Origin of the sequence: Emticicia sp. CRIBPO, assembly GCF_009905725.1 — a bacterium.
Taxonomy (GTDB): domain Bacteria; phylum Bacteroidota; class Bacteroidia; order Cytophagales; family Spirosomataceae; genus Leadbetterella.
Genome location: NZ_JAAAKV010000001.1, coordinates 65002 through 89544, shown reverse-complemented (window position 1 = coordinate 89544; position 24543 = coordinate 65002). Strand labels below are relative to the sequence as shown.

Sequence of the window (24543 nt, the reverse complement as noted above, 5' to 3'; positions counted from 1 at the left end):
ATGATCAGAGAAAAAAGAATCGTTGACCTTCCCAAAAGCATTTTTAATGAATTGGGTTGGGAATATTATATTTCGGAAGACGCTAAAAACTACCTGGCCAATGACCTTGTCAGGGTCAGTGAAAAAGAAGCGGATGGTTTCTACAGGGCCGGCAACGCCCTTTATCCCATGCTGGTTGATGCGGCAGAATACATCCTCAGAAACGATCTCCTGGGCACCACCGGCATTCCTGCGAACCTACATCAGATCATCAGGTATACCTGGGAGAATGATCATCATTTCCATTTATTCGGCCGTTTTGATTTTGCCGGGGGTATAGATGACCTGCCGGTTAAATTGCTGGAGTTTAATGCAGATACACCCACAACATTGCCCGAAACAGCGGTGTTGCAATGGCTGCAACTCAAGGCCAACCACATGAACGAAGAGGCTCAGATGAATTTTGTTTACGACGCCCTGGTGGAAAACTTCAAAAGGCTGAAAAACCTCAACAGGAACAAAGACCCCTTTATATTATTTTCTACGATGTTTGACGCTCCAGAAGACAACAACAATGTTGCGTTATTAATGGAGGCAGCATATGAAGCTGGTTTTGAAGTGTCTTTTAAAAGCATAGAAGAAGTTATATTTTCAGAATCTGACGGTATTTTTGCCAATAATGAAAACGGAGACCCTGTAAACTATCCTTTCTGGTTCAAACTTATTCCGTGGGAATATATCGCTGTGGATGAACCTGAACTGGCAGAGATACTAACCAAGATAGTAACCGCCGAAAAAGCGGTCGTCTTGAACCCGGCTTATACCATGTTGTTTCAATCGAAAGCCATTTTAAAATATCTTTGGGAATTGTATCCGAAAAATGAGTACCTCCTGGAATCGGATTTTAAAAAACTGAGAAATAAGACCTTCGTAGAAAAAGTGGTTTTAGGAAGAGAGGGAGCGAACGTCAGGATCGTCGATGAAAACGGCGGCGTTATAGAGGAAGAGGGCGGGGATTATGACGATCAGCTAAAAGTTTACCAGGAATACGCTCCCCTGGCCAAAGATTTCAGAGGGAATTTTTATCAGGCAGGGGTGTTTTTTGCCTATGAAGCCTGCGGATTGGGCTTCAGAAGAAACAACCATAAAATTTTGAATAATTCTGCCCAGTTTGTGGGGCATTATATAGATTAAGTCGTACACATAATTTAGATTTAATATGAGAGCAAGAGAGATCTTTATTGTTACTTCCATCAGTGTTATTTCAGCCGTTATCATCATCAGCTTTTTCTGGACTCCGGTACTCTGGAGTCTGCTTCTTTTCGGCCCGCTGGTATTACTTGGCGTAAGCGACATACTGCAGAAAAAACATACCATCAAAAATAATTTTCCGCTGATCGGCCGTTTCAGATATATTCTTGAGGACTTCAGACCTGAGATCATGCAGTATTTTGTAGAAACAGATACGGAAGGCTCGCCCATCAACAGGCTGAACAGGTCGTTGATTTACCAGAGAGCCAAGAATGAAACAGATACCACCCCTTTCGGGACACGACTGAATGTGTATGCCGAAGGATATGAATGCATGGCCCATTCCATGTACCCCAAAAAGGCTGAAGAAGTAGATAAAGATCCGAGGGTGCTGATAGGAGGGGAGGCTTGTAAACAACCTTATTCTGCCAGTATTCTGAATGTTTCTGCCATGAGTTTCGGTTCTCTAAGTGAAAACGCCATACTTTCGCTCAACAAAGGAGCTAAAATCGGAGGTTTTGCCCATAACACGGGTGAGGGAGGACTAAGCCCTTATCACCTGCAAAACGGCGGTGATCTCATCTGGCAGATAGGAACGGGCTATTTCGGTTGCCGGACAGAATCGGGTGACTTTAATCCTGTCACCTTTAAAATAAATGCGGCACAGCCCAGTGTCAAAATGATAGAACTTAAGTTGTCACAAGGGGCAAAACCCGGACACGGCGGAATACTCCCCGCAAAAAAGAATACCCTGGAAATCGCCAGGATACGTGGGGTAAAACCTTTTACCGACGTACTCTCGCCAACTTATCATACCGCTTTCAGCAATGCCGAAGGGCTAATGCATTTCATAGCTGAGCTCAGAGACCTTTCTGAAGGTAAGCCTGTCGGGTTTAAACTCTGTGTCGGTAATAAGGAAGAGTTTACAGACGTTTGCAAAGCCATGGTGAAAACCGGAATCAAACCTGATTTTATTACCGTCGACGGGGGAGAAGGAGGCACAGGGGCGGCTCCGGTGGAATTTTCCAATTCTATCGGACTCCCTCTGGAAGAAGGTCTTACTTTCGTAAGTGATACACTCAAAGCCTTCGACTTAAAAAAAGACATCAGGGTCATTGCCTCGGGTAAAGTTTTTGACGGTTTTCATATTGCCAAAACACTCGCTTTGGGGGCAGACCTGGTTAACAGTGCCCGGGCAATGATGATGGCTTTAGGCTGTATTCAGGCCCTTGAATGCCATACCAACTCCTGTCCTGTGGGTGTTGCCACGCAAGACAAGAGCTTGATGAAGGGCCTGGACGTAGGGGAGAAGTCGGTACGGGTGGCTAATTTTCACAAAAATACCATTCACAGTTTTGTTGAACTGCTGGCTGCCGCCGGCCTTGCCAAATCATCAGAATTGAAACGCAAGCATATCCTGAAAAGGACCGGTCCGTCAAAAATGGTGACATTCAGTGAATTGTATCCCGAACCCGAAATGGCCGTCTAACTTTTTGCTTTGCTGAATTCTATGGAATAAATCCTGATCAGTAACAAAAACAGCGAGATCAGGATCGGTCCGAAAATCAGACCCACCACCCCAAAAATCTTTAAGCCGATCAATACCCCGAAAAGAGTGATCATAGGGTGTGTTTGCCCGAGTTTATTCAAAAGCCAGATCCTGAAGACATTATCTACCGTGCCGATGACAAGGAAGCCGTAGAGCAGGATAATGATGCCTTTGGTGGGTTCATCCTGCACAAAGAAAATAACAGACAGCGGGACATAAGCTATGGCCGCCCCAAGGATCGGGATCATGGCCGCTATACTGGTCAGTACAAACCAGAGAAAAGGGTTTTCAACTTTGAGGATAAAGTAAATCACAAGCCCTGCAATACCCTGTACTATAGCTGTTAAAGGTATCCCGATAGCGTTTGAAAGGACCAGTTTATTCAATTGTTCTTCTACATTTTTAGAGTTTTTACTGTTGAGAGGCAGGGCCGCCAGGAACATTTTTTCCATTTTTTCACTCTCGACCAGCATAAAATAGAGCACAAAATACATCACCGCAATATTGGCTACGCCATTGATGGTTTTGCTCAGGACCTGTCTTACATTTTCTGTGATGAAAGAAGAAGCTTTGCTCAGTGTGCTTTTGTCGATCAGCTCAATGTTGTACTTTTTCTCGAGCATCTCGATGTAGTTACTGAGCGAATTGATCAGCTGGGTAGCTTGCTTGACACCTTCTGAATAAGAGTTAAATGCGGTCTGAAAAAGGAAAAACAAAGGGAGCAACAGGATCAGGAAAGACACCAGCAAAAGGACTGATGCTGCTAGACCGGGTTTCCATTTTCTTTTTTCAGTAAGATATTCATACGGCCTTTTAAGCAATATAAAAAAGGTATATGCTCCCAGGAACGCCGGAAGAAAAGTCGAACTGTTTAAAAATAATAGTAAACCGAAAAAAACGATAATAAGAATGAGTGCAATCTGGCGGATGACTGTGTTTGAGATCATAGTGGTAGATTTTAGTTGACATTAGCTATTGTGATGCTAATATATTCAATTACCAATAGGTTTCTGCAAATACACCGGAAAATTTTCTCAAATTCAGCCTCCGGGGTTTACTCATCCCGGATTCACTTAAACGCCGGTGTGTGCCTTGGTTTCGGATACCTCAAACAGTTCCGTTTTTTTGATTGCCGCGTAACCGCCCTGCACATCCATGACCTCAAAACCCCTGGCCTTCAGAATAGAAGCCGCTACCATGGAGCGGTATCCTCCGGCACAGTGTAAAACGTATGGCTTATCCTTGTCAAGTTCCTGCATGTTGTCGTTGATAAAATCAAGCGGAAAATTCCTGACCCCTTCTATATGTTCGGTGTTATATTCGTTTACATTCCTGACGTCCAGGATGTCTCCGGTACTGAAGTTTTCATGCAGATATCCGGGGCTGACAGACTGAATGCTGTCGGTCTCAAAACCGGCTTTTTCCCAGGCCTCAATACCCCCTTTCAGATAACCGAGGGTATGGTCGTAGCCCACTCTTGCCAGCCTGATGATGGTTTCTTCGGCCTTGCCGTCCTCTGTTACAAGGATAATCTCCTGTTTAAGGTCGGGGATCAGGGCACCAACCCAGGGAGCAAACTGGCCGTTCAATCCTATATTAATAGAATTCGGAATAAATTTCTGAGCAAAATCCTGGGGATTTCTTGTATCCAGGATCAGGGCAAAAGTAGCATTCGCAATGGTTTCAAATTCTTCGGGGCTTAAGGCCTGTGAACCTCTGTCCATCACGGTGTCGATGCTTTCATAGCCTTCTTTGTTCATTTTTACATTCTGCGGGAAATACTTGGGAGGGGGTGCCAGTCCGGTAGTTACTTCTTTGATAAACTCTTTCTTGGTCATATCGGCCCGCAGGGCATAGTTGAACATTTTCTGATTACCGAGAATGTCCGAGGTTTCCTTGCTCATGTTCTTTCCGCAGGCAGAACCGGCCCCATGGGCAGGATATACCACCACATCGTCAGGAAGCGTCATGACTTTCTCTCTCAGCGAATCAAAGAGGAATCCGGCAAGGTCGTCTACGGTCAGATCTGATTTCTGAGCAAGGTCCGGTCTGCCTACGTCACCGATAAACAGGGTGTCGCCACTGAACAGGGCCTTCTCTTTTCCGGACTCGTCTATCAGAAGATAGCACGATGATTCCATGGTGTGTCCGGGAGTATGAAGCACTTTAATACTTACATTTCCTAATTTAAAAATCTGCCCGTCTTCAGCCACTATGGCTTCGAAATGGGTCTGAGCATTCGGGCCGTACACAATCGGGGCCCCGGTTTTCTGAGAAAGGTCTATATGACCGGAAACAAAATCTGCATGAAAATGAGTTTCAAATACGTATCTGATGACAGCACCTTCTTTCTGAGCTTTTTCAATGTAAGGACTTACTTCTCTCAGAGGGTCAATAATGGCTACTTCTCCATTACTTTCAATATAATACGCTCCCTGGGCCAGACATCCTGTATATATTTGCTCAATTTTCATTTTCAATTTTGTTTTGATTTATGAAATTACTACAAATCCTCAGAACTTTTAGTTTCATCTAAAATCATGAGATTGATCATAATCCGGCAAATAAATGCCTGGTTAATGCGGCAGTTTATTCCTGATCAGGCCATAGAACCATGTTCCGGCAACGGCACTCAGCAGGGTAACAATGACAGCCAGGTATCCACTGCCGATTTGTGCATATAGCGGGCCAGGACAGGCCCCTGTGATGGCCCAGCCCAAACCAAAGGCCAGTCCTCCGAAAATCTGCCCTTTGTCAAACACTTTCGGGATAACAGAAATGGATTCTCCGGAGATGGTTTTTATATTAAATTTCCTGATGATCAGCAGGGAAATAAGCCCGGTAGCCACGGCACTTCCTATCACACCGTACATATGAAAACTCTGGAACCTGAACATTTCCTGGATTCTGTACCAGGAGATAATCTCGGCTTTTAAAAATACAATTCCGAAAAGAATACCTACCACAAGGTATTTCAGATTGGAAAAAGCGGTTTCCGATACACTCTGAGTGTTTTGAACATCATCATCGTGTTTAATTTCCTTATTGACAATAGCAGATGGCATCTTAGAAAATGAGTTTAAATATGAATGGAAAGAGAACGTTGGTCATCAGGATGCCACCCACCATAAAACTGATGGTAGCCACCAGTGAAGGCCACTGAAGGTTGGAAAGACCCATGATGGAGTGTCCCGAAGTACAGCCACCGGCATACCTGGTTCCGAATCCTACCAGGAATCCGCCCAGGACAAGAAAGATCAACCCTCTCAGGGAAAAAATGTGATCTGTGCCGAATAATTCGGAAGGCATAAGGCCGCTGAAAGTAGTCAGACCAAGTGCCTGCAGATCAGACTTTGTAGACTCGGCGATCACAATTTCATTGGGGTCAGATAAAAACTGAGCACCCAGAAAACCACCGATCGCGATGCCCAACACAAAAACCAGGTTCCATGACTCTTTTTTCCAGTCGTATTTAAAGAAAGGAATATTGGAAGGTATAATGGCCGCACACATATGCCGGAGGGAGGAAGAAATCCCGAACGACTTATTCCCTAAAATCAATAATGCAGGCACGGTCAAGCCGATGATCGGTCCGGCTATATACCAGGGCCATGGTTGTCTTATTAAATCTATAAAATCCATATAGTATATAGTTTTTTTGATAACAACTAAATTAGGAAGAATAATTCAATTGACAGATTTTTTTCGGAATAAAGTAGAAGAAACGGCTTGTGAATAAAGGTGTGCCCTGACAGAAACGCCCCGGCTATAGTACTTTATGCAATAATGACACTGAACACTTAAAAAAAGCAGTTTATAAAGTTCTAAATATCAATCTTTAGCAATTAGAAATAACAATTTCTTAATCAGAATTTTGGAAAATCATGATTTAGAGCTACCTTTGCATCGCTTTTTAAAGCAGGGCCTATAGCTCATTCGGTTAGAGCAACTGACTCATAATCAGTAGGTGCCTGGTTCGATCCCAGGTGGGCCCACAAAAAGGAGGTTTTTGCCTCCTTTTTTTCTTTATTCCTCTTTATTGTTATCATATTTTGACTAACAAGCGAAAAATATTCAATGACCCGGTCTATGGTTTTGTTACCATACCTTCTGATCTTATCTACGAACTCATTGAACATCCTTATTTTCAGCGTTTAAGACGAATCAAACAACTCGGGATGGCCGAACTGGTTTATCCGGGAGCTATTCATACCCGTTTTCAACATGCTTTGGGTGCCATGCACCTCATGGGCCAGGCTATTACGACCCTGCAATCCAAAGGGCTGATGGTGATGGATATTGAAAAAGAAGCCGTACAGATTGCCGTACTTCTGCACGACATCGGCCACGGACCGTTTTCGCATGTTCTTGAATATGTGATCCTGGATCAGATCAACCACGAGAAGATTTCTGAGCTGTTAATGGAGGAACTTGATAAACAATTTGACGGCCGGCTGGGTTTGGCTATTAAAATGTTCAACGGAACTTACGAACGTCCTTTCTTTCATCAGCTGATTTCTTCTCAGCTGGACATGGACAGGATGGATTACCTTAACAGGGACAGCTTCTTTACAGGGGTGGCTGAAGGTAAGGTGGGTGTAGACAGGATCATCAAAATGTTGCATGTCGTAGACAATCAACTGGTGGTCGAAGAGAAGGGATTGCTCAGTGTGGAGAACTTTCTTAACGCAAGAAGACTTATGTATTGGCAGGTTTACCTGCACAAGACGGCCATCTGTGCAGAATCGATGCTGATCAGGATATTTGAAAGGGTAAGGTTTCTGCAGCAGGAAAACCTTCCGGTTGAAATCCCCGGATGCCTGGAAACCTTTATTATCAACAAAGTAAGCCTTGAAGATTTCGTTTCTGATAATAAATATCTGAAAAGTTTCGTATTACTTGACGACATAGATATTTGGTACGCGATCAAAAAATGGCAGTTCAGCGAGGATCATATTCTCTCACAATTGTCAAAAAACCTGATCCGCCGCCGGCTATTTAAAATCAACATAGGAATGGACTATCAATCTGAAAATGATACTATTGGTTATAAAGAGAAACTGCGGCTGAATAACATTCCTGAAGACGAAATGAAGTACTATTTTTATGAGGGATCGATCAGCAACAGCGGGTATTTTCCGAAAAACTCAAATATCAATATTCTGACAAAAAACAGGCAGATTATTGACGTTTCAGAAGCTTCTGACCTCCCAACTATAAAAGCTTTAAGTAATATTGTTAAAAAAAATTACCTTTGTTATGCCAATGATGTATATTTGTAGGAATATTCTACGCTACAATTTACATGCTTTTTAAAAAAATATGCAGTTCACTATCCGTCAAATAGCAAATCTTGTCAACGGGGAAGTCCTTGGGGATGATTCTTTAAATATTTATAAATTCAATAAAATTGAAGAAGGCGAAAGCGGGGGCATAACCTTTCTTTCCAATCCCAAGTATGAACAGTTTCTTTATGAAACGCAGGCTACTGCGGTCATCATAGCCAAAGATTTTGTTCCTAAAGGCCAGGTGTCGGCCAGCCTTATTCTTGTTGAAAACCCTTATCTGGCTATTTCCAGCCTGATGACGGAATATCAGAAAATTATCCAGGTCAGAAAAAGCGGTATTGAAGAACCCAGTTTCATCGCCAAAACAGCTGAGATAGGAAAAGATATATTTGTCGGGGCCTTCAGCTATATTTCTGAATATGCGTCTATAGGAGAAAATACGGTCATTATGCCTCAGGTCTTCATCGGCAAGAACGTTAAGATCGGTAAAAATACCATCATCAATTCGGGTGTAAAAGTTTTGGACAATTGTGTGGTAGGCGACCACTGTGTTTTGCACAGCGGCTGTGTGATCGGATCCGACGGTTTTGGTTTTGCCCCTAAAGATGACGGCACCTACCAGGATATTCCTCAGATCGGAAATGTCGTACTCGAATCTAATGTAAGTATCGGTTCCAATACCACCATCGACAGGGCCACTATGGGCTCTACACTGATCAAAAGAGGTGTAAAACTTGACAACCTGATACAGATTGCCCACAATGTGGAAATCGGTGAAAATACCGTGATCGCTGCTCAGACCGGCGTGGCAGGATCTACCAAGATCGGAAAAAATTGTGTTATCGCAGGACAGGTTGGCATCGTAGGTCACATAAAAATAGCGGATGGCACTAAAATTGGTGCACAGTCAGGAATAGGAAAAAATATCAACGAACCTAATCAGTCGTTTTCAGGTTCGCCGGTTCTGCCGATCCAGGATTATCTCAAGTCAATAGTCAGTATCCGGAGACTTCATGACTTCATGAAAAACAACCAGGCATCCCAAAATTAAATTAAGTAAGAACTAAAAAGAAATCTAATGAATTTAAAGCAACACAGCATAAAAGAGAAAGTCTCGGTTTCAGGTGTTGGGTTACATACAGGAGAGTTTGTAACGTTAAGCATCGTTCCTGCCCCGATAAACCATGGTATTGTCTTTCAAAGGGTGGATATTGAAGGTAAACCTATTATTCCTGCTGATGTTGATTACGTCGTAGATACTTCCAGAGGTACTGTCCTTTCAAAAGACGGCGTCAGGGTACACACTACCGAGCATATCCTGGCAGCCATTGTCGGTATCCAGGTAGACAACGTACTGATTGAAATCGATGGTCCAGAAATTCCGATTCTCGACGGCAGTGCTTTGCTTTTTGTAGAGCTGCTGGAAAAAGCCGGGATTGTGGAGCAAAATGCACTCAGAAACTATTTCGAAATACCTGAGGCCATTCATTACAAAGACGAGGACAACAATATTGAGCTGGCAGCTCTGCCTTTGGACGACTACCGTCTGACGGTGATGGTCGATTATAATTCAAAAGTTTTGCACAGCCAGCACGCACAATTGCATGAATTAACGTTATTTAAAGAGCATATAGCCCCTTGCAGGACTTTTGTTTTTGTTCATGAACTTGAGGCTCTTTACAAAGCAGGCCTGATCAAAGGTGGAGACACCAGCAACGCCATCGTTATTTCTGAAGAAGAAATGACAGATGAAAAGGTCAGCGAACTGGCTAAATTGCTCAATAAACCTTCATTGAAGATCGGTCAGTCAGGCATCGTAAATGACGAGCCGCTTAAATTCAATAACGAACCTGCAAGACATAAGCTGCTTGACCTGGTAGGTGATTTAGCTTTGGTAGGACGCCCTTTAAAAGCCCATATTCTGGCTGCCCGTCCGGGTCACAAGTCAAATGTGGAGCTGGCTAAAAAAATAAAGAAGAAAATCAAGGAGATCAGCAATTCTGCCCCTTATTTCGATCCGGAAGCAGAACCTGTACTGAATATAAATGAAATTTCGTGTCTGTTACCCCACAGATACCCGTTCCAGCTCATTGACAAAGTTGTTTCACTGGATGGTACAACCGTGGTAGGCATCAAGAATGTAACCATGAATGAACCGCATTTTACAGGACACTTTCCGAACAATCCTGTGATGCCCGGTGTTCTTCAGGTGGAAGCCATTGCTCAGACCGGCGGTGTACTGGTACTGACATCGACAGGAGAGCCTGAGAAATACTGGCCATACCTGGTGGGAATTGACAATTGCAGGTTCTATAAAAATGTAATACCGGGAGATACCATAGTGATCAGATGTGTACTTTTAGCCCCTATAAGACTGGGTGTTGCTAAAATGCACGGTGAGGCCTGGGTAGGTAAAAGCCTTGTTTGTTCGGTAGATATGACAGCAAGACTAGTAAAAAAAGCTATTAATAACTAAAATCAATACATCATATGAATCAACCTTTGGCGTATATTCATCCAGAGGCAAAAATAGCTCAGAACGTAGTAATTGAGCCGTTTTCAGTAATAAGTAAAGACGTTGAAATAGGAGAGGGTACCTGGATCGGGCCCAACGTAACCATATTTGAAGGGGCAAGAATAGGGAAAAACTGCAGGATTTTTCCTGGTGCAGTAATCTCTGCCGTTCCTCAGGATTTAAAATTCAAAGGTGAATATTCCATCACGGAAATCGGTGATAACACTACCATCAGGGAATGTGTGACCATCAACCGCGGAACTGTCGACAAAGACAAAACGGTGGTAGGGGCTAATTGCCTGGTGATGGCCTACGTGCACATTGCCCACGACTGTATCATCGGTGACCACGTTATTCTGGCCAATACAGTTCAGCTGGCAGGACACATCACCATTGGTGACCATGTATTTATCGGCGGAACAAGTGCGGTGCACCAGTTTGTAAAAATCGGAAATCATGCGATGATTGCCGGAGGATCATTGGTGAGAAAAGACGTTCCCCCATTTGTAAAAGCCGCCAGAGAACCAATCTCTTATGGTGGTGTCAATTCTATCGGTTTGAGAAGGAGAGGCTTTACCAATGAAAAAATTGAAGAGATTCAGGAAATCTACAGGGCTATTTACCTGAGAGGGTTGAATAATTCAGCTGCTATCGCTAAAATTGAACTGGAAATGTCGGCTACGGCAGAAAGAGATGAGATCATCAATTTTATCCGCAATTCAGAAAGAGGTATTATCAAAACCGGAAATTCAAAATTCGAAGACTGATCTTGTTTGAGGTAAAGCTTGAAAATATTGGCAAGAAGTTTAAAAACGAATGGATTTTCAGGAATTTGAGTTTTTCCTTTCAATCAAATCGGTCTTATGCTGTCGTCGGGCCTAACGGCTCAGGCAAATCTACTTTCATCCAGGCCATCGGGGGAATTATTCCGGTCAACGAAGGCCAGGTACAGTATTTTGAAAATAATGTACCGCTTGAGGAAGAAACATGGTATAAGAGGTTTTCTATCGCCTCTCCTTATATGGAACTGATAGAAGAATTTTCTCTGAAAGAAGCCGTTGAGTTTCACGTCAGGTTCAAGCCTTTCAGAAAAAAGATAACAACAGAAGAGTTTCTTGAATCTATACTACTACAAAAACACACCTCCAAGCAACTTAAAAACTTTTCATCCGGAATGAAACAAAGGCTAAAATTGGGTTTAGCCTTTTATTCTGATTCTGAGATCCTCTATCTCGATGAACCCACTTCCAACCTTGATCACACCGGTTTTGACTGGTATCTCGGCCTGATTGAGCAATTTTCAGCAGACCGTATCATCATTGTTTCTTCCAACGAACCCAAGGAATACCAATTTTGCGTAGAAACCCTAAATGTTTTAGATTTTAAACCATAATTTTGATTATTTCGATTAAATTTGTTTTACATCGAATACTGGTCAATTATTTATGAGTCGAAAAATATTTATAAATATTCTGGTTTTTAGCTTACTTTTTTTGCCGAAACTTTTCGCTTCTCATCCTCTCGACAAATATTTGTTTGTAAGGAATGAAGGGCAGTGGGAAGACAGTATTCTCTACAAAGCAGATATCCCCGGAGGCTACCTTTGCATTACTCCGAAAGGCCTTGAATACCTGCTTTATGACACCAGGCAACTTGACCATCTCAGAAACAAAAACAAACAAGATAAAGCCGATCAACTCAGAACCACGTCCTCCCTCATCAATTCCCAGAAAATAGCTTTTTCTTTCAATGCCTCTTTAAGTGCTTCCAATGTCATTGCGTCTTCACCCGAAGAACAGACCTTTAACTACTTTCTTGGTAATGATGCCTCAAGATGGAGAGCGGGTGTGAAAGCCTACAAGGAAATTTACATCAGAAATGTTTTCGAAAACATAGATTTCAGGATTTACAGTCTTGATCAGGCCCTTAAGTATGAATACATCGTCAAAGCTAATGGTGATCCCGGGAAAATAAGGTTGAATTACCAGGGAGCTTCGTCGGTTGAAGTGCTGAATAGAGAATTACACCTCAAAACGGCCTTCGGCCATTTTAAGGAATTCGAACCTTTTACTTATCAGAAATCCGGGGATCAGAAAAGACAGGTCAGGTCGCGGTTCAAAATGAGCGACGGGGCTGTTTATTTTGAATTGGGAGAATATGATAAATCAAAAGAACTCATCATTGATCCTGAGCTGGTTTTTTCCACGTATTCTGGCTCTGCTTCCGACAACTGGTCTCATACGGCCACTTATGACTCCAAAGGTAATTTGTACGCTGCAGGCACTGTTTTCGGGCCGAATTTCCCTGTTACTGCGGGTTCACTACAGGAAAAACTGGGCGGGGCCTCAGGAGGGGGAGGGCTGTTGTCAAGAACAGACATTGTCATTATAAAATATTCAGACGACGGTAGTAAAATACTCTATTCGACATTTCTGGGAGGGCAGGAGTCGGAAGTGCCTCACAGCCTGATCGTCAATTCAAAAGACCAGCTTGTGGTTTTTGGGACCACCTCTTCCATCAATTTCCCGACGTCATCAAATGGCTACGATAAAACATACAACGGAGGGGTAACGGTCAGCGAACCCCAGAATACTACAGGAATCAGTTACCTCGCAGGATCTGATATTTTTGTGACACTCATCAGCGAGGATGGTAAAAAGATACTGGGAAGCACCTATGTCGGTGGTTCGGGAAACGACGGCTTAAATGACCACAGGGTATTGTCTATCAGGAACTATGGAGACGAATTCCGGGGTGAGGTGTATGTAGACAAAGACGACAAGATTTATGTGGCTTCGGTCACCAGCTCCGAAAATTTCCCCCTGGTCAATTCAAGCGGACCAATCCATTCTTTTTACGATGCTGTGACCTTCAGATTAAACGGAGACTGCTCGGCCCTTGAATTCAGTACCTATATCGGTGGAAATGATTACGACGCCGGATACGGCATAAGGGTGAACAGTAAAGGAGAGATATTTGTCTGCGGGGGCACGAAGAGTAAAGATTTCGGCCCGACGGCATCAGCCTACAAAAAAGACTTCGGAGGAGAAATGGAGGGATTTGTTGTCAAAATAGCCGACGGGAAAATAATATCCAAAACCTACCTGGGAACCCCCAATTCAGACATTGCCTTATTGCTCGATATTGACAAGGAAAGCAACGTTTATGTTTTTGGATTAACCACCGGAAGCTATCCCGTCAGTTCCGGTGTTTACAGTAACCAGCGAAGCGGACAGTTTATACATTGTCTTGACAATCAGTTGTCTAAAACTATTTTTTCTTCTGTTTTCGGTACCGGCAGGGGTAACGGCAGGATCGACATTGTTCCCACTGCTTTCCTGGTGAATGACTGCGGCAATATCTATGTGGCCGGGTGGGGTGGAAAAGTGAATGTAGGTAACGGATACAATGAATTCAGCACCACGACTGGCTTGCCGGTTACCAGGGATGCCTTCAAATCCACCACGACCGGAAGTAACTACTACATTGCTATTTTTGAAAAGAATTTTAAGTCTTTGCTTTATGGTACCTTTTTCGGGTCCAATGCCCCACCTGTGGCAGAGGATGAGCGTGGCGATCACCTGGACGGAGGAACCTGCCGTTTTGATAAGAATGGCATCATTTATCATTCAGCCTGTGTCTGTAAAGCGGGTAATTTTGTGGAATTCCCTTTGAAAAATGCTGTTCAGAGCAATCATAACAACTCCAACTGTAATATGGCTGCTTTTAAGTTCAATATTGATGCACTGCTTGCCAAATTTAACCTGACCAGCGGAACACTGGTCAATATGCCTGAGCTTTGTGCCCCGGCCAAAGTGACTTTTGACAATAAAAGTGTGGGGGCTGTTACCTACCAGTGGAAAATAAATGATAAAGCCATCTCTACTTCAGAGCATATCAATTATGTTTTTTCGGACTCAGGGTATTATGCCATTAAACTCAAGGCTTTCAATAACGTCATTTGCAAAGCCACTGACTCCACTACGCGGTTTATTCGGGTAAAATCTTTTAACAGCTCTGCCAAAGGGGATACAACGATTTGTACCGGGGCATTGGTTCAGTTGGGTGCTACTGGCGGAGACACCTATAAATGGGCTCCGGCTACCGGCTTGTCGGATCCCAATATCGCCAATCCGACAGCCAATGTACAGCAGTCGGTTATTTACGAGGTAACCATCAGTAATTCCGAGTGTACAGTGAAAAGAGAAGTGAACATCAAGGTAGAAGATACCAAGGCCGATTTCAAAGTGTCTGAAAACAAACAGATATGTTCCGGCAGTTCTGTTTTGCTGACGGCAAGCGGGCTGGCCGATAGATTTGTCTGGTCTTCTGCCGGAATGGCCGACTCTGTAAAAAACAGCATCCTGATCAGGCCTTCAAAAACAAGCACTTATACCGTTCAGGGTTTTTATAAAGATGGTTGTAAACCTAAAAAAGAGGTGCTTGTAAGCATTGACAGCTCAGTCAAACCCGATTTTGAGGTGGCTTATGAATTTGACTGCAATAAACCTTCCGTCATTAATTTCAATAACCTGACCGGAAGCTCCGCCTCAAAGTTCGAATGGCTGATGGATTCCGGAGAACGTTTCAATACGGAATCTGTACGAAATTACCAGGCAAGGGAAGACAAAGTATACCAGGTTACCCTGAAAGCCTACAGTGCCCTGGGCTGTGAGTTTACGATACAAAAGAATATAGACCTCAGTAAATACGACGGTCTGATTCCCAATGTGATAACTCCCAATAATGATGGTAAAAATGATTCTTTTGTAGTTGGATTTCCGGGAATAAAGTTGCAAATTTACGACGCTTGGGGTAGAATTATTCTAAATACCCAGGAGTATGAGAACAACTGGGGAAAGAATGCTGTGCCGGGCACCTATTATTATTTATTGAATCTGCCTGACGGAAAAGCCTGTAAAGGTTGGCTGAAGGTAATAAAATGAACACTTTATCATGAAAAAAACACTTTTTACATTAGTTTTAGCGGCATTTGGTTTTTTGGCCCAGGCCCAGAAATATGAATCATTCGGAGAAAAAATCTCAGATAAAGATGCCCTTCCGGCTAAAGTCCTGGTAGAAGAATCAGGTACGCTGGAGAAAAAGAATCTTAAACTGGAAGGTGAAGTTGAATCGGTTTGCCAGATGGCGGGCTGCTGGATGAAAGTTAAGACGGCTGACGGAAAAACGGTAAGGGTTTCATTCAAAGACTATGGTTTTTTTGTCCCTACGGATATTGCAGGCAGAAAAGTAGTTTTCGAAGGTGAGCCGGGTACAAAAGTAGTCAGTGTGGAAGATCAGCAGACTGCAGCGAAAAAAGCCGGTAAAACCGAAGAGGAAATCAGTAAAATTACGACACCGAGAACAGACATCGTTTTTGTAGCGAACGGTGTACTGGTTCCGAAAAAATAATCATAAAAAAAGGGGTAAAATTAATTTTTACCCCTTTCTTTTAACTTCTCCATCAACATCTGGTTAAATTTCCTCTCGGTTTCCAGTAAATCAGCATATTGCTTGGCTGTAATTACTTTCAGAAAACTCGCCCTGTATTGTTTTACCAGTTCAATTTCTTTCGACTTCAATTCCAGAACCTCATCCTGTTGCTTTAAAACCTCTTCATCAGAAACGCCGGTATTGGCTGCACGTTTTGTCTTTTCTCTTATCTGGCGGTTGATCAGCATGCGTTCATCGGAATAGGCATTGTAAACGGGCCAGAACTTCTCAGCCTGTGATTCGGATAGCTGAAGTTGTTCGGTGATCATTCCAATTTTTACGGCTTTTACTCTTTCTCCCCCCGGATGATCACCTCTTTTCTGTGCAAAAGAGAAGACACTGAAGGTGGAGAATAATAAGGCCAAAAATGTTATTTTTTTCATTTTTAGTTTAAATTAAATACTTTTAACGATTTTTGCATCGGATTCCAGGAAGATGTCACTTTCATGTATCTCCAGATCCTCAGGCAGGATATCTTTATTATCAAATGCATCCGGCTCTAAAAAACCGGCAATTTCACTTGAACTGATCGACTGGTACTCCAGGTAAGCCACCATCTCATCATTACTGAGGTCATCAATTTTTACGTTGTCAGACGAATAGTAATAATATCCCAGTCCAAGGCCAAAAAACATCAGGAAGCCTGCTGCCATTCTGTAAATACCCTTGAAACTGCTCTTTTTATACGTCACCGTTAGCGGCTTGGCTTCTTCCGTGGTCCTGGCCAGAATTTCTTTTTCCATTTTACTGAAGAAATCCTCTTTGACCTTGAAAGGGGCCTCTATTCCACGTAAGCTGACCTCACTAAGGATACGGCTTTCCATCTCTTCAAAGTAATTGTCGGGTGTTTTAAAGGGATGTCCGGTCTTATTGTCTTCTAAGTTCATAATTAATCCTGCTTTGGTAATTTGACAGTTTAAAACACAAAAGGTTTAATTTGTTTTAAGAAATTCTTCAATTCTTTTCACTGCAAAGTGATAAGTAGCCTTCAGACCACCCACACTGGTTTCAGTGATCTCTGAAATTTCCTCGTATTTCAAATCCTCAAAATATTTTAAGTTAAACACCACTCTCTGTTTGTCTGTGAGCTGCAGCAAGGCTTTTTGCAACTTGATCTGAATCTCGTCGCCGTTGAGGTATTCATTGCTCTGGGGAGCTTCGAAAATTGAAAGTAACTGCTCGTTATCATCGATAGACACTGAATTTTCCTTTCTTTTCTTCTGCAGAAACGTCAGGGCCTCGTTGGTCGCGATCCTGTAAAGCCAGGTATAGAGTTTCGAGTCCCCTCTGAATTTGTCGAGGTTTTTCCAGATTTTGATGAAACTCTCCTGGGTCACGTCGTCGGCATCATCATGATCGATCACGATTTTGCGGACGTGATAGTAAATTTTTTCCTTGTATGTCTTTAGTATAGCCTCAAATGCCCGGTTTTGTGTTTCCGGATTTAAAAGAAGCTCTATGATCTGTTCATCTTTCATGGATAAAAAAAAGATCCCGGAAACAGAAGTCCCGGGATCTTAAAAGTTTATTATTTTCTTGAAATTACTTTCAGAACAGCTTCAACGATGTGCTCAGCTGTTAAACCGTATTTTGCCATCAGGTCTTCAGGAACACCCGACTCGCCAAATGAATCTTTCACTGCAATATACTCCTGAGGAGCTAAAAAGTTCTGAGACAAAGTCTGAGCTACAGCGTCTCCCAATCCTCCGTTAGCCTGGTGTTCTTCACAGGTTACCACACATTTTGTCTTCTTGACACTCTTCAGGATGGCTGCCGTATCAAGTGGTTTGATGGTGTGTATGTTGATGATTTCAGCGTCAATGCCTTTTTCTTCCAGGATTTCACCGGCTTTGATGGCTTCCCATACCAGGTGGCCTGTAGCAATGATACTCACGTCTTTTCCTTCGTTAACCATCCAGGCTTTACCTATTTCAAATTTCTGGTCCGCAGGCGTAAATACGGGAACAACCGGTCTGCCGAATCTCAGGTATACAGGACCTTCGTGATCAGCAATAGCAATGGTTGCTGCTTTGGTCTGGTTATAATCACATGGATTGATAACCGTCATATTGGGCATGGCACGCATCATCGCAAGGTCTTCAAGGATCTGGTGGGTGGCACCGTCTTCCCCAAGGGTTAAGCCTGCATGTGATACGGCGATCTTCACGTTTTTATCTGAATAAGCTACCGACTGACGGATCTGGTCATAAACACGGCCCGAGCCGAAATTGGCAAAGGTAGTAGCATAAGGAATTTTACCACCGATCGCCAGACCTGAGGCTATACCGATCATGTTGGCTTCGGCAATACCTGTCTGGATAAATCTTTCAGGGTGGTTTTTAATGAACGGAGCAATTTTCAGTGATCCTACAAGGTCGGCACATAGGGCTACAACATTGGGATGTGATTCTCCAAGTTCGGTCATGGCATCACCAAATCCCGAACGTGTATCTTTTTTCTCTGTGAACGTATATTTTTTCATGATTTTCGACTTCTTTGTTAATTAATAATCACCAAGGGTTTCAGGAAGCTGAGCCAGGGCTGCAGCCAGTTGCTCGTCGTTCGGAGCTACACCGTGCCATTTGTGGCTACCCATCATAAAGTCTACTCCGGCACCCATCTCGGTTTTCATTAAGATCATCACCGGCTGGCCTTTGCCAGTCAGTCTTTTGGCTTTTCTTAATCCGGCTATCACAGCATCCATATCATTACCGTTAGCGATTTCCATCACATTCCATCCGAAAGCTTTGTATTTGGCTTTCAGGTCACGGTTTGACATGACGTCCTTGGTGGCTCCGTCAATCTGCTGACCGTTTAAGTCGATCACAGCGATCAGGTTATCCACTTTATGATGCGGGGCAAACTGGGCTGCTTCCCAGATCTGTCCTTCCTGCTGCTCGCCATCACCCATTAAGCAATAAACCAGTTTATCATCACCATCAAGCTTTTTAGCCAGGGCCGCTCCGATAGCTACCGACAAGCCTTGTCCTAAAGAACCTGAAGCCACACGGATACCCGGAAGGTGCTCGTGGGTGGTCGGGTGACCTTGCAGTCTTGAGTTGATTTTTCTGAAAGTGGCTAATTCTTCAACACCAAAATATCCTTTTCTTGCCAGAACCGAATAAAAAACAGGAGAAATGTGTCCATTGGATAAAAAGAATAAATCCTCGTCTGCACCGTTCATTTTAAATGAAATATACCCGCCTTTTCCTTTACGGTTACTTACTTTCATTTGTTGAAAATAAAGGGCTACCAACAAATCTGTACATCCGAGCGATCCTCCCGGATGACCGGATTTACACCCGTGCACCATTCTAACAATGTCTCGTCTGACTTGTGAGGCAATGTCCTGTAGTTCTTTGGTCTGCATTTAATATATGTATGTTTATGATTAATTAGAAATTACTGCAAAACTACCATTTTTTGCAGAGTTAGAAAAATCCAATCCGTAGAAAAGAGAAGATAATCAGTGCTTTTGGTGATAATTTTATATTTCGAAGCGATGTATGGCATGATGAAGACCCGGATTTATCTCCTTTCGTTCAGATGATGTCCGCAAAACTTACAATAAACGGCATTATGATCATGTCCGTCCTTCCCGCAATTGATGCATGCCTCCGATGTACTTTTCTCCGGTTTATCGGCATTCATGACCGCAGAGGTCACAATACCTGTCGGAACAGCAATAATGGCATAACCCATGATCATGATCACAGAAGCAATCATCTGGCCCAGGGGAGTAACAGGAGAGATGTCGCCGTAACCTACCGTGGTGATGGTCACAATAGACCAGTAAATACCCCTGGGTATGCTGTTGAACCCTTCATTGACTTCATGTTCGACCAGGTACATGACCGAACCGAAGATGTTAACCAGTAAAAGTACAAAAAACATGAAGATGGAAATCTTGGTACGGCTTGATTTTAAAGCTGCTACGATGACATTGCCCTGGTGAAGGAAATTATCCAGCTTAAATATCCTGAAAACCCTCAGCAACCTTAAACCCCTGACAATCATCAGCGATTGTGTGCCAGGGAAAAATATGCTGAGATAACTGGGCAGGATCGAGACCAGGTCGATAATGCCAAAAAAGCTGATAACATATCTTTTGGGACTGTAGACACAATACAGCCTGAGCAGGTATTCAATCGTGAAAAACACGGTAAAGGTCCAGTCCAGTACTTTAAACTCGTCCTGCCACCTGGCCTGGTAAGAAGGCACCGTTTCCAGCATCAGCACCAATATGCTCAGGAGGATCATTACCAGTAAAATGACGTCGAACAGCTTACCCTGGGGTGTTTCTGCTTCAAAAATGATTTCGTGCAACCGCTCCCTGAAAGGGCTTAACTTATCAGGTTTCTGTTTCAGGTCCTGGCTGTCAAAACTTATTTTCATGTGACTAAAAGATAGTAGATTTTCAAATTACATATTTTTTCAGAGATTTTCAGAAACTCTTTGGTGTAAACAAAAAAAGCAGCATCAGAAGATGCTGCTTTTCATATGGTCATTTACGATTTACATGATCTGATTGGCATGATCGTTCGCATCAATCTTGTCGATGATTTCGGTAATGATACCTTTTTCATCAATCACGAAAGTGGTTCTGAAAACACCCATGAATTTTTTACCATACATGCTTTTTTCAACCCAGACCCCGTATTTTTCACAAAGTTCATGCTCTTCGTCAACCAGCAGGTCGAACGGCAATTCATATTTCTTAATGAATTTTTTATGTGATTTGGCACTGTCCGCACTTACGCCTATCACTACCATGCCTTTGGCAAGCAATGCATCATAGTTGTCGCGAAGGTTACAGGCCTGGTCTGTACATTTGGGTGTGCTGTCTTTCGGATAAAAGTACAGCACTACTTTTTTACCTAGAAAGTCCGAGAGTTTTATGGTCTCGCCATCCTGGTTCTGGGCTTCAAACAAAGGAGCCGGTTTTCCTATCTGAGGGGTCATTAATTTTTAATTAAGATTGGTTTCGAAAATCTGGACATTGTTACAGTTGTCTGTAATGGATAACTCCACTTTACCACTAAAAGGTTTTGAATTATCCAACTTTTCTGACCAAATGTACCCGTTTTTATATTCATAGTTCATCAGTATCCATTCATTATCCACCAGGCATTTGATTTCTTTGATGCCCGACAGGCCATCTGAAACGACAAAGACCAGTTTATCCGGCGTCACAATTTTCTTTGTGATGTATGGCGGGTCAAAATCGGTAAGGATCTGGTAAGTTCCGAGTTCTTTGGCATCAAATGAAATCTCATTGCCGGCCCAGGTTCCTCCCACGTATTTAGGTTTTGCCCCTTTGATATACACTTTCTGTTTTTCTGGGAAATTAAGCGGCATGGTGGTTTTCCATTTCACTTCTGCCGGTTTTTTCAGAGGAATGTAGTCCCTGTCCAGCAAAAGTTCGTTTCCATAAGTCGCCAGGTTAAGAAATACTTCGCCGTAAGTAGCCCCGCTGAAATCGGCGGAGAAGCTTTCTTCTTTCACTTTCGTGTTTTTCGGCGACACCCTGTGGGTAACCGAAACCGGCATATTCAGGTCTTCAATCTTAAAACTTTCTATCAGGCCTTCTCTGAAATCATAAATAAATACTTTTTCCAAACCAGTCTGATAGGCCAGCGGTAATGCCGTTATCTTGCCTTTATTGTTCAGATAGGCCATATTGGTTTCTCTTTGTGTGCCGTTAGCCTTGATGATCAGGTAATGATCATAAATCTCTGTACTCACCGTCAGTGGCTTCTTTCCGGCAATCACTGTTTCTGATACTGTATTTTCAGCAATTGCCGCACCATTGATCACGAAATCCAGCTCTGACACATTATCGAATACATCCCTCACACTCAGTGACACCTTCCTGTTTTTACCGGGCTCGATGGTGAAGGTTCCTTTGGTGGCATTGGTTATATAGAAATCATTGGAAACGTTAGGTTCAACATAACATTTATGTATTTTCTGCCCTTTGGATATCAGTTTATCATAGTTGACGTGTGCATTCATATCCATTTTATGCTCAAATGACATTTTTTCAAGCCTGAATCTGTACACACTTTCTTCATCCACACTCAGGTCAATCTGCTTGACACCGAGTCTGAAGGGTGTGTTCTGGGCTTTGTCGAAAGTCAGTACTTCCATCGCTATTTCCCCGACAGCCTCGATCCTTTTCGGTAAGGAGACTTTCCCGCCTTTTCCTCTGACCGGATAGAAATTAAATATACCGAATTTTCCGTTGATTCTGGCGTCTTTGGAGACACATTTCAGGCTGATCAGCTCAATGGTAGGAGGGAGCACGTCCCTGATTTCATAAAACCCGAACATGGCAGGATCCAGTGCATTTTCTTCTTTGTCCCTGATTTCAAAATGCAGGTGCGGGCCTGCAGATCCACCCGTATTGCCGGAAATGGCTACCAGCTGACCTTTCTTCACCGGGATTTCATCCGGTTTGAGTTCAATGTCCAGTTCCCATGACCGGGCCTGGTATTGTTTTGCTCTCAAATACACGCCGATTGTATCCGCGTATTCTTTGAGGTGGGCATAAACGGTGGTTAAGCCGTTCGGATGGGTGATGTACAGGGCATTGCCATATCCGCCTTTCATGACTTTAATGCGGGATACATACCCTTCAGCAGCAGCGTAAACACTTTTACCTTCCACGCCGCCTGTCCTGACATCAAGGCCTGCATGAAAATGGTTGATTCTTATATCACCATAACAACCTGACAGAGAGGTGATCTCTCCCGGAGCAATGGGCAGGATAAAATATCCTTTGGAAAATGGATTCTGTTCTTTTTGTTGTCCGGAGGCTGTGATTCCTTTTATAACAAAAAATAATACTAAAACTAACTTTAATCTTACCATCAACAACTATTTCACTTCAAAGTCAAACATTAATTTATTTTCTAAATGACCGGTGAGGTGGTCACCTGTTTTAACGGGAGAAACACCGCTCGGAGTTCCTGTAAATATAAGGTCGCCGGTTTTCAGGGTAAAGTACCTGGAAATAAAGCTTATCAGATAGTCAAACGAAAAAAGCATCAAAGACGTATTTCCGGTTTGCTTTCTTTCCCCGTTGATGTCCAGCGAGAAATTAAGATTTGACAAGTCATAATCTGATTTGGAAACAAACTCAGAAACAGGGGCAGAGTCGTTAAAACCCTTAGCCAGGTCCCAGGGAAGGCCTTTGCTCTTCAGTTTGCTCTGGATATCCCTGGCGGTGAAGTCAATCCCCAGGCCGATTTCCTCATAATATTTATGAGCAAACTGCTCTTCAATATTTTTACCCATTTTAGAGATTTTGATCACTACTTCCACTTCATGATGAATGTCGGTAGAGAAGTCAGGGTAATAAAACGGTTCATTGTTTTTAAGCAATGCTGTTTCAGGTTTTGAAAAAATAACCGGTTCGTCCGGTTTCTCATTACTTAATTCCTTGATATGCTCGGCATAATTACGCCCGACGGCTAATATTTTCATAAGACTGTGATACTTTTTCTGCAAAAATAAGTCTAAAGGTTTTAAAAGACTCAATTAATCTGATGTATTATCGTTTAATTTGTAAATTAATAAACCATATAAAATGAAAACACAAACAAGAATTCTCTTAACTGCGATCGCACTGGTCACCACAATTATTGCCTGTCAGCGAGTTCCGTTAACCAACCGTAAACAATTCGTCGGTATGGTTTCGGGAGAGCAAATGATGGCTATGAGCTTTACTGAGTACAAAGGGTTTATGGACTCTTCAAAGGTAGTCCCTTATAAAAACAGGGATGCTGAAATGATTACCAGGGTTGGGGGCCGTATCAAAAAAGCGGTGGAAGATTACCTGATCCAGAACAACTACAGTCACATCATTAACGGATATCAATGGGAATTTAAACTGGTGGAAAGCAAGGAAGTTAACGCCTGGTGTATGCCTGGTGGAAAAGTTTGTTTCTATACCGGTATCTTACCCGTTTGTAAGGGAGAAGATGGTGTAGCGGTGGTGATGGGTCATGAAATTGCCCACGCGATTGCAGAGCACGGACGCGAAAGGATGAGCAATGCCATGGTGGCACAAGGTTTTACGCAGATCGGAGCCCTTGCTACGGGAGTAGCTACCGGTGATGAAAGACTGATGAACCTTGCGGGACAGGTACTTGGTATCGGAACCACAGTAGGCGGTGTTTTGCCTAACAGCCGTAAACAGGAATCTGAAGCCGATCAGCTGGGTTTGATCTTTATGGCTATGGCGGGATATAATCCTAACGAAGCGGTAGCTTTCTGGCAGAGAATGGCTGAGGCCGGTAAAAATTCTTCTAAGCCGCCTAAGCTGCTTTCTACTCACCCTGCAGATGCAGACAGGATTGCCAGTCTTCAGAAAAACATGGATAAAGCGATGAAATATTACAGTGCTTATGCCAATAAGTAATAAAGTAGTGTTTTAGAAGAGAGGGCTGTCATTTTTCAATGAT

At 43.0% G+C, this 24543-nt stretch carries 23 protein-coding genes and 1 tRNA gene; 11 read left to right on the top strand and 13 right to left on the bottom strand.

The genetic code is table 11. The features are described from left to right. Complete coding sequence (locus GVN16_RS00400; RefSeq protein ID WP_166561855.1) at positions 1–1173, top strand: glutathionylspermidine synthase family protein; 1173 nt, start codon at positions 1–3, stop codon at positions 1171–1173. A 25-nt stretch (positions 1174–1198) separates the two neighbouring features. Next, positions 1199–2719 (top strand): FMN-binding glutamate synthase family protein, encoded by a 1521-nt coding sequence (locus tag GVN16_RS00395; RefSeq protein WP_166561854.1) that lies wholly within the window; start codon positions 1199–1201, stop codon positions 2717–2719. On the opposite strand, the gene GVN16_RS00390 is transcribed toward GVN16_RS00395, so the two are convergent. From GVN16_RS00390 to GVN16_RS00375, 4 genes are all read right to left on the bottom strand, one after another. Continuing rightward, positions 2716–3726 carry an AI-2E family transporter gene (locus tag GVN16_RS00390; RefSeq protein WP_166561853.1) on the bottom strand — a complete coding sequence of 337 codons (1011 nt, stop codon included), beginning with the start codon at positions 3724–3726 and terminating at the stop codon, positions 2716–2718. The two genes, GVN16_RS00395 and GVN16_RS00390, sit on opposite strands and share 4 nt — an antisense overlap. 126 nt (positions 3727–3852) lie before the next feature. Continuing rightward, the gene (locus tag GVN16_RS00385; protein ID WP_166561852.1) at positions 3853–5253 is read right to left on the bottom strand and encodes a rhodanese-like domain-containing protein; all 1401 of its coding nucleotides are present in this window, start codon (positions 5251–5253) and stop codon (positions 3853–3855) included. Positions 5254–5355: 102 nt separating this feature from the next. Further along, positions 5356–5844 (bottom strand): DUF6691 family protein, encoded by a 489-nt coding sequence (locus tag GVN16_RS00380; RefSeq protein WP_166561851.1) that lies wholly within the window; start codon positions 5842–5844, stop codon positions 5356–5358. A 1-nt stretch (position 5845) separates the two neighbouring features. Then, positions 5846–6421, bottom strand: coding sequence for a YeeE/YedE family protein (locus tag GVN16_RS00375; protein WP_166561850.1), 576 nt, complete (start codon positions 6419–6421; stop codon positions 5846–5848). 279 nt (positions 6422–6700) lie between these two features. Between GVN16_RS00375 and GVN16_RS00370 the strand changes: the two genes are divergently transcribed. The 8 genes from GVN16_RS00370 (at position 6701) to GVN16_RS00335 (ending at position 15994) form a co-directional block, all read left to right on the top strand. Next, positions 6701–6774 (top strand) — tRNA-Ile (locus GVN16_RS00370). Between the two features lie 57 nt (positions 6775–6831). After that, entirely contained in the window at positions 6832–8061 is a 1230-nt protein-coding gene (locus tag GVN16_RS00365) for an HD domain-containing protein (protein ID WP_166561849.1), read from the top strand. Between the two features lie 40 nt (positions 8062–8101). Continuing rightward, positions 8102–9118: a UDP-3-O-(3-hydroxymyristoyl)glucosamine N-acyltransferase gene (gene lpxD, locus GVN16_RS00360; RefSeq protein WP_166561848.1), complete on the top strand. Its 1017-nt coding sequence runs from the start codon at positions 8102–8104 to the stop codon at positions 9116–9118. 27 nt (positions 9119–9145) lie between these two features. After that, a complete protein-coding gene (locus GVN16_RS00355; protein WP_166561847.1) occupies positions 9146–10543 on the top strand; it encodes a bifunctional UDP-3-O-[3-hydroxymyristoyl] N-acetylglucosamine deacetylase/3-hydroxyacyl-ACP dehydratase in 1398 nt (465 codons plus the stop codon). Between the two features lie 14 nt (positions 10544–10557). Continuing rightward, the gene (gene lpxA / locus GVN16_RS00350; protein ID WP_166561846.1) at positions 10558–11349 is read left to right on the top strand and encodes an acyl-ACP--UDP-N-acetylglucosamine O-acyltransferase; all 792 of its coding nucleotides are present in this window, start codon (positions 10558–10560) and stop codon (positions 11347–11349) included. A gap of 2 nt (positions 11350–11351) precedes the next feature. Continuing rightward, positions 11352–11975, top strand: coding sequence for an ABC transporter ATP-binding protein (locus GVN16_RS00345; protein WP_166561845.1), 624 nt, complete (start codon positions 11352–11354; stop codon positions 11973–11975). Between the two features lie 100 nt (positions 11976–12075). After that, complete coding sequence (locus tag GVN16_RS00340) at positions 12076–15528, top strand: gliding motility-associated C-terminal domain-containing protein (protein ID WP_166561844.1); 3453 nt, start codon at positions 12076–12078, stop codon at positions 15526–15528. Positions 15529–15538: 10 nt separating this feature from the next. After that, complete coding sequence (locus tag GVN16_RS00335; RefSeq protein ID WP_166561843.1) at positions 15539–15994, top strand: DUF4920 domain-containing protein; 456 nt, start codon at positions 15539–15541, stop codon at positions 15992–15994. Between the two features lie 20 nt (positions 15995–16014). Here the strand turns inward: GVN16_RS00335 and GVN16_RS00330 are convergent, their stop codons facing one another. The 9 genes from GVN16_RS00330 to GVN16_RS00290 all read right to left on the bottom strand — a co-directional run bounded on the left by GVN16_RS00330 (position 16015) and on the right by GVN16_RS00290 (position 23563). Beyond that, a complete protein-coding gene (locus GVN16_RS00330; protein ID WP_166561842.1) occupies positions 16015–16458 on the bottom strand; it encodes a hypothetical protein in 444 nt (147 codons plus the stop codon). A gap of 12 nt (positions 16459–16470) precedes the next feature. Beyond that, on the bottom strand, positions 16471–16962 hold the full coding sequence (locus GVN16_RS00325) for a hypothetical protein (protein WP_166561841.1): 492 nt from the start codon (positions 16960–16962) through the stop codon (positions 16471–16473). Positions 16963–17007: 45 nt separating this feature from the next. Further along, positions 17008–17553, bottom strand: coding sequence for an RNA polymerase sigma factor (locus tag GVN16_RS00320; RefSeq protein WP_166561840.1), 546 nt, complete (start codon positions 17551–17553; stop codon positions 17008–17010). A gap of 50 nt (positions 17554–17603) precedes the next feature. After that, positions 17604–18557 carry a transketolase family protein gene (locus tag GVN16_RS00315; protein WP_166561839.1) on the bottom strand — a complete coding sequence of 318 codons (954 nt, stop codon included), beginning with the start codon at positions 18555–18557 and terminating at the stop codon, positions 17604–17606. 21 nt (positions 18558–18578) lie between these two features. Continuing rightward, the gene (locus GVN16_RS00310) at positions 18579–19445 is read right to left on the bottom strand and encodes a transketolase (protein ID WP_166561838.1); all 867 of its coding nucleotides are present in this window, start codon (positions 19443–19445) and stop codon (positions 18579–18581) included. A gap of 158 nt (positions 19446–19603) precedes the next feature. Beyond that, a complete protein-coding gene (locus tag GVN16_RS00305) occupies positions 19604–20470 on the bottom strand; it encodes an ion transporter (RefSeq protein WP_166561837.1) in 867 nt (288 codons plus the stop codon). 120 nt (positions 20471–20590) lie between these two features. Beyond that, positions 20591–21037 carry a thioredoxin-dependent thiol peroxidase gene (gene bcp / locus GVN16_RS00300; RefSeq protein WP_166561836.1) on the bottom strand — a complete coding sequence of 149 codons (447 nt, stop codon included), beginning with the start codon at positions 21035–21037 and terminating at the stop codon, positions 20591–20593. Between the two features lie 6 nt (positions 21038–21043). Next, the gene (locus GVN16_RS00295; RefSeq protein ID WP_166561835.1) at positions 21044–22948 is read right to left on the bottom strand and encodes a M23 family metallopeptidase; all 1905 of its coding nucleotides are present in this window, start codon (positions 22946–22948) and stop codon (positions 21044–21046) included. Between the two features lie 6 nt (positions 22949–22954). After that, the gene (locus GVN16_RS00290; protein WP_166561834.1) at positions 22955–23563 is read right to left on the bottom strand and encodes a fumarylacetoacetate hydrolase family protein; all 609 of its coding nucleotides are present in this window, start codon (positions 23561–23563) and stop codon (positions 22955–22957) included. 103 nt (positions 23564–23666) lie between these two features. Between GVN16_RS00290 and GVN16_RS00285 the strand changes: the two genes are divergently transcribed. Further along, positions 23667–24500 carry a M48 family metallopeptidase gene (locus GVN16_RS00285; RefSeq protein WP_166561833.1) on the top strand — a complete coding sequence of 278 codons (834 nt, stop codon included), beginning with the start codon at positions 23667–23669 and terminating at the stop codon, positions 24498–24500. The last annotated feature ends 43 nt before the right edge of the window (positions 24501–24543 follow it).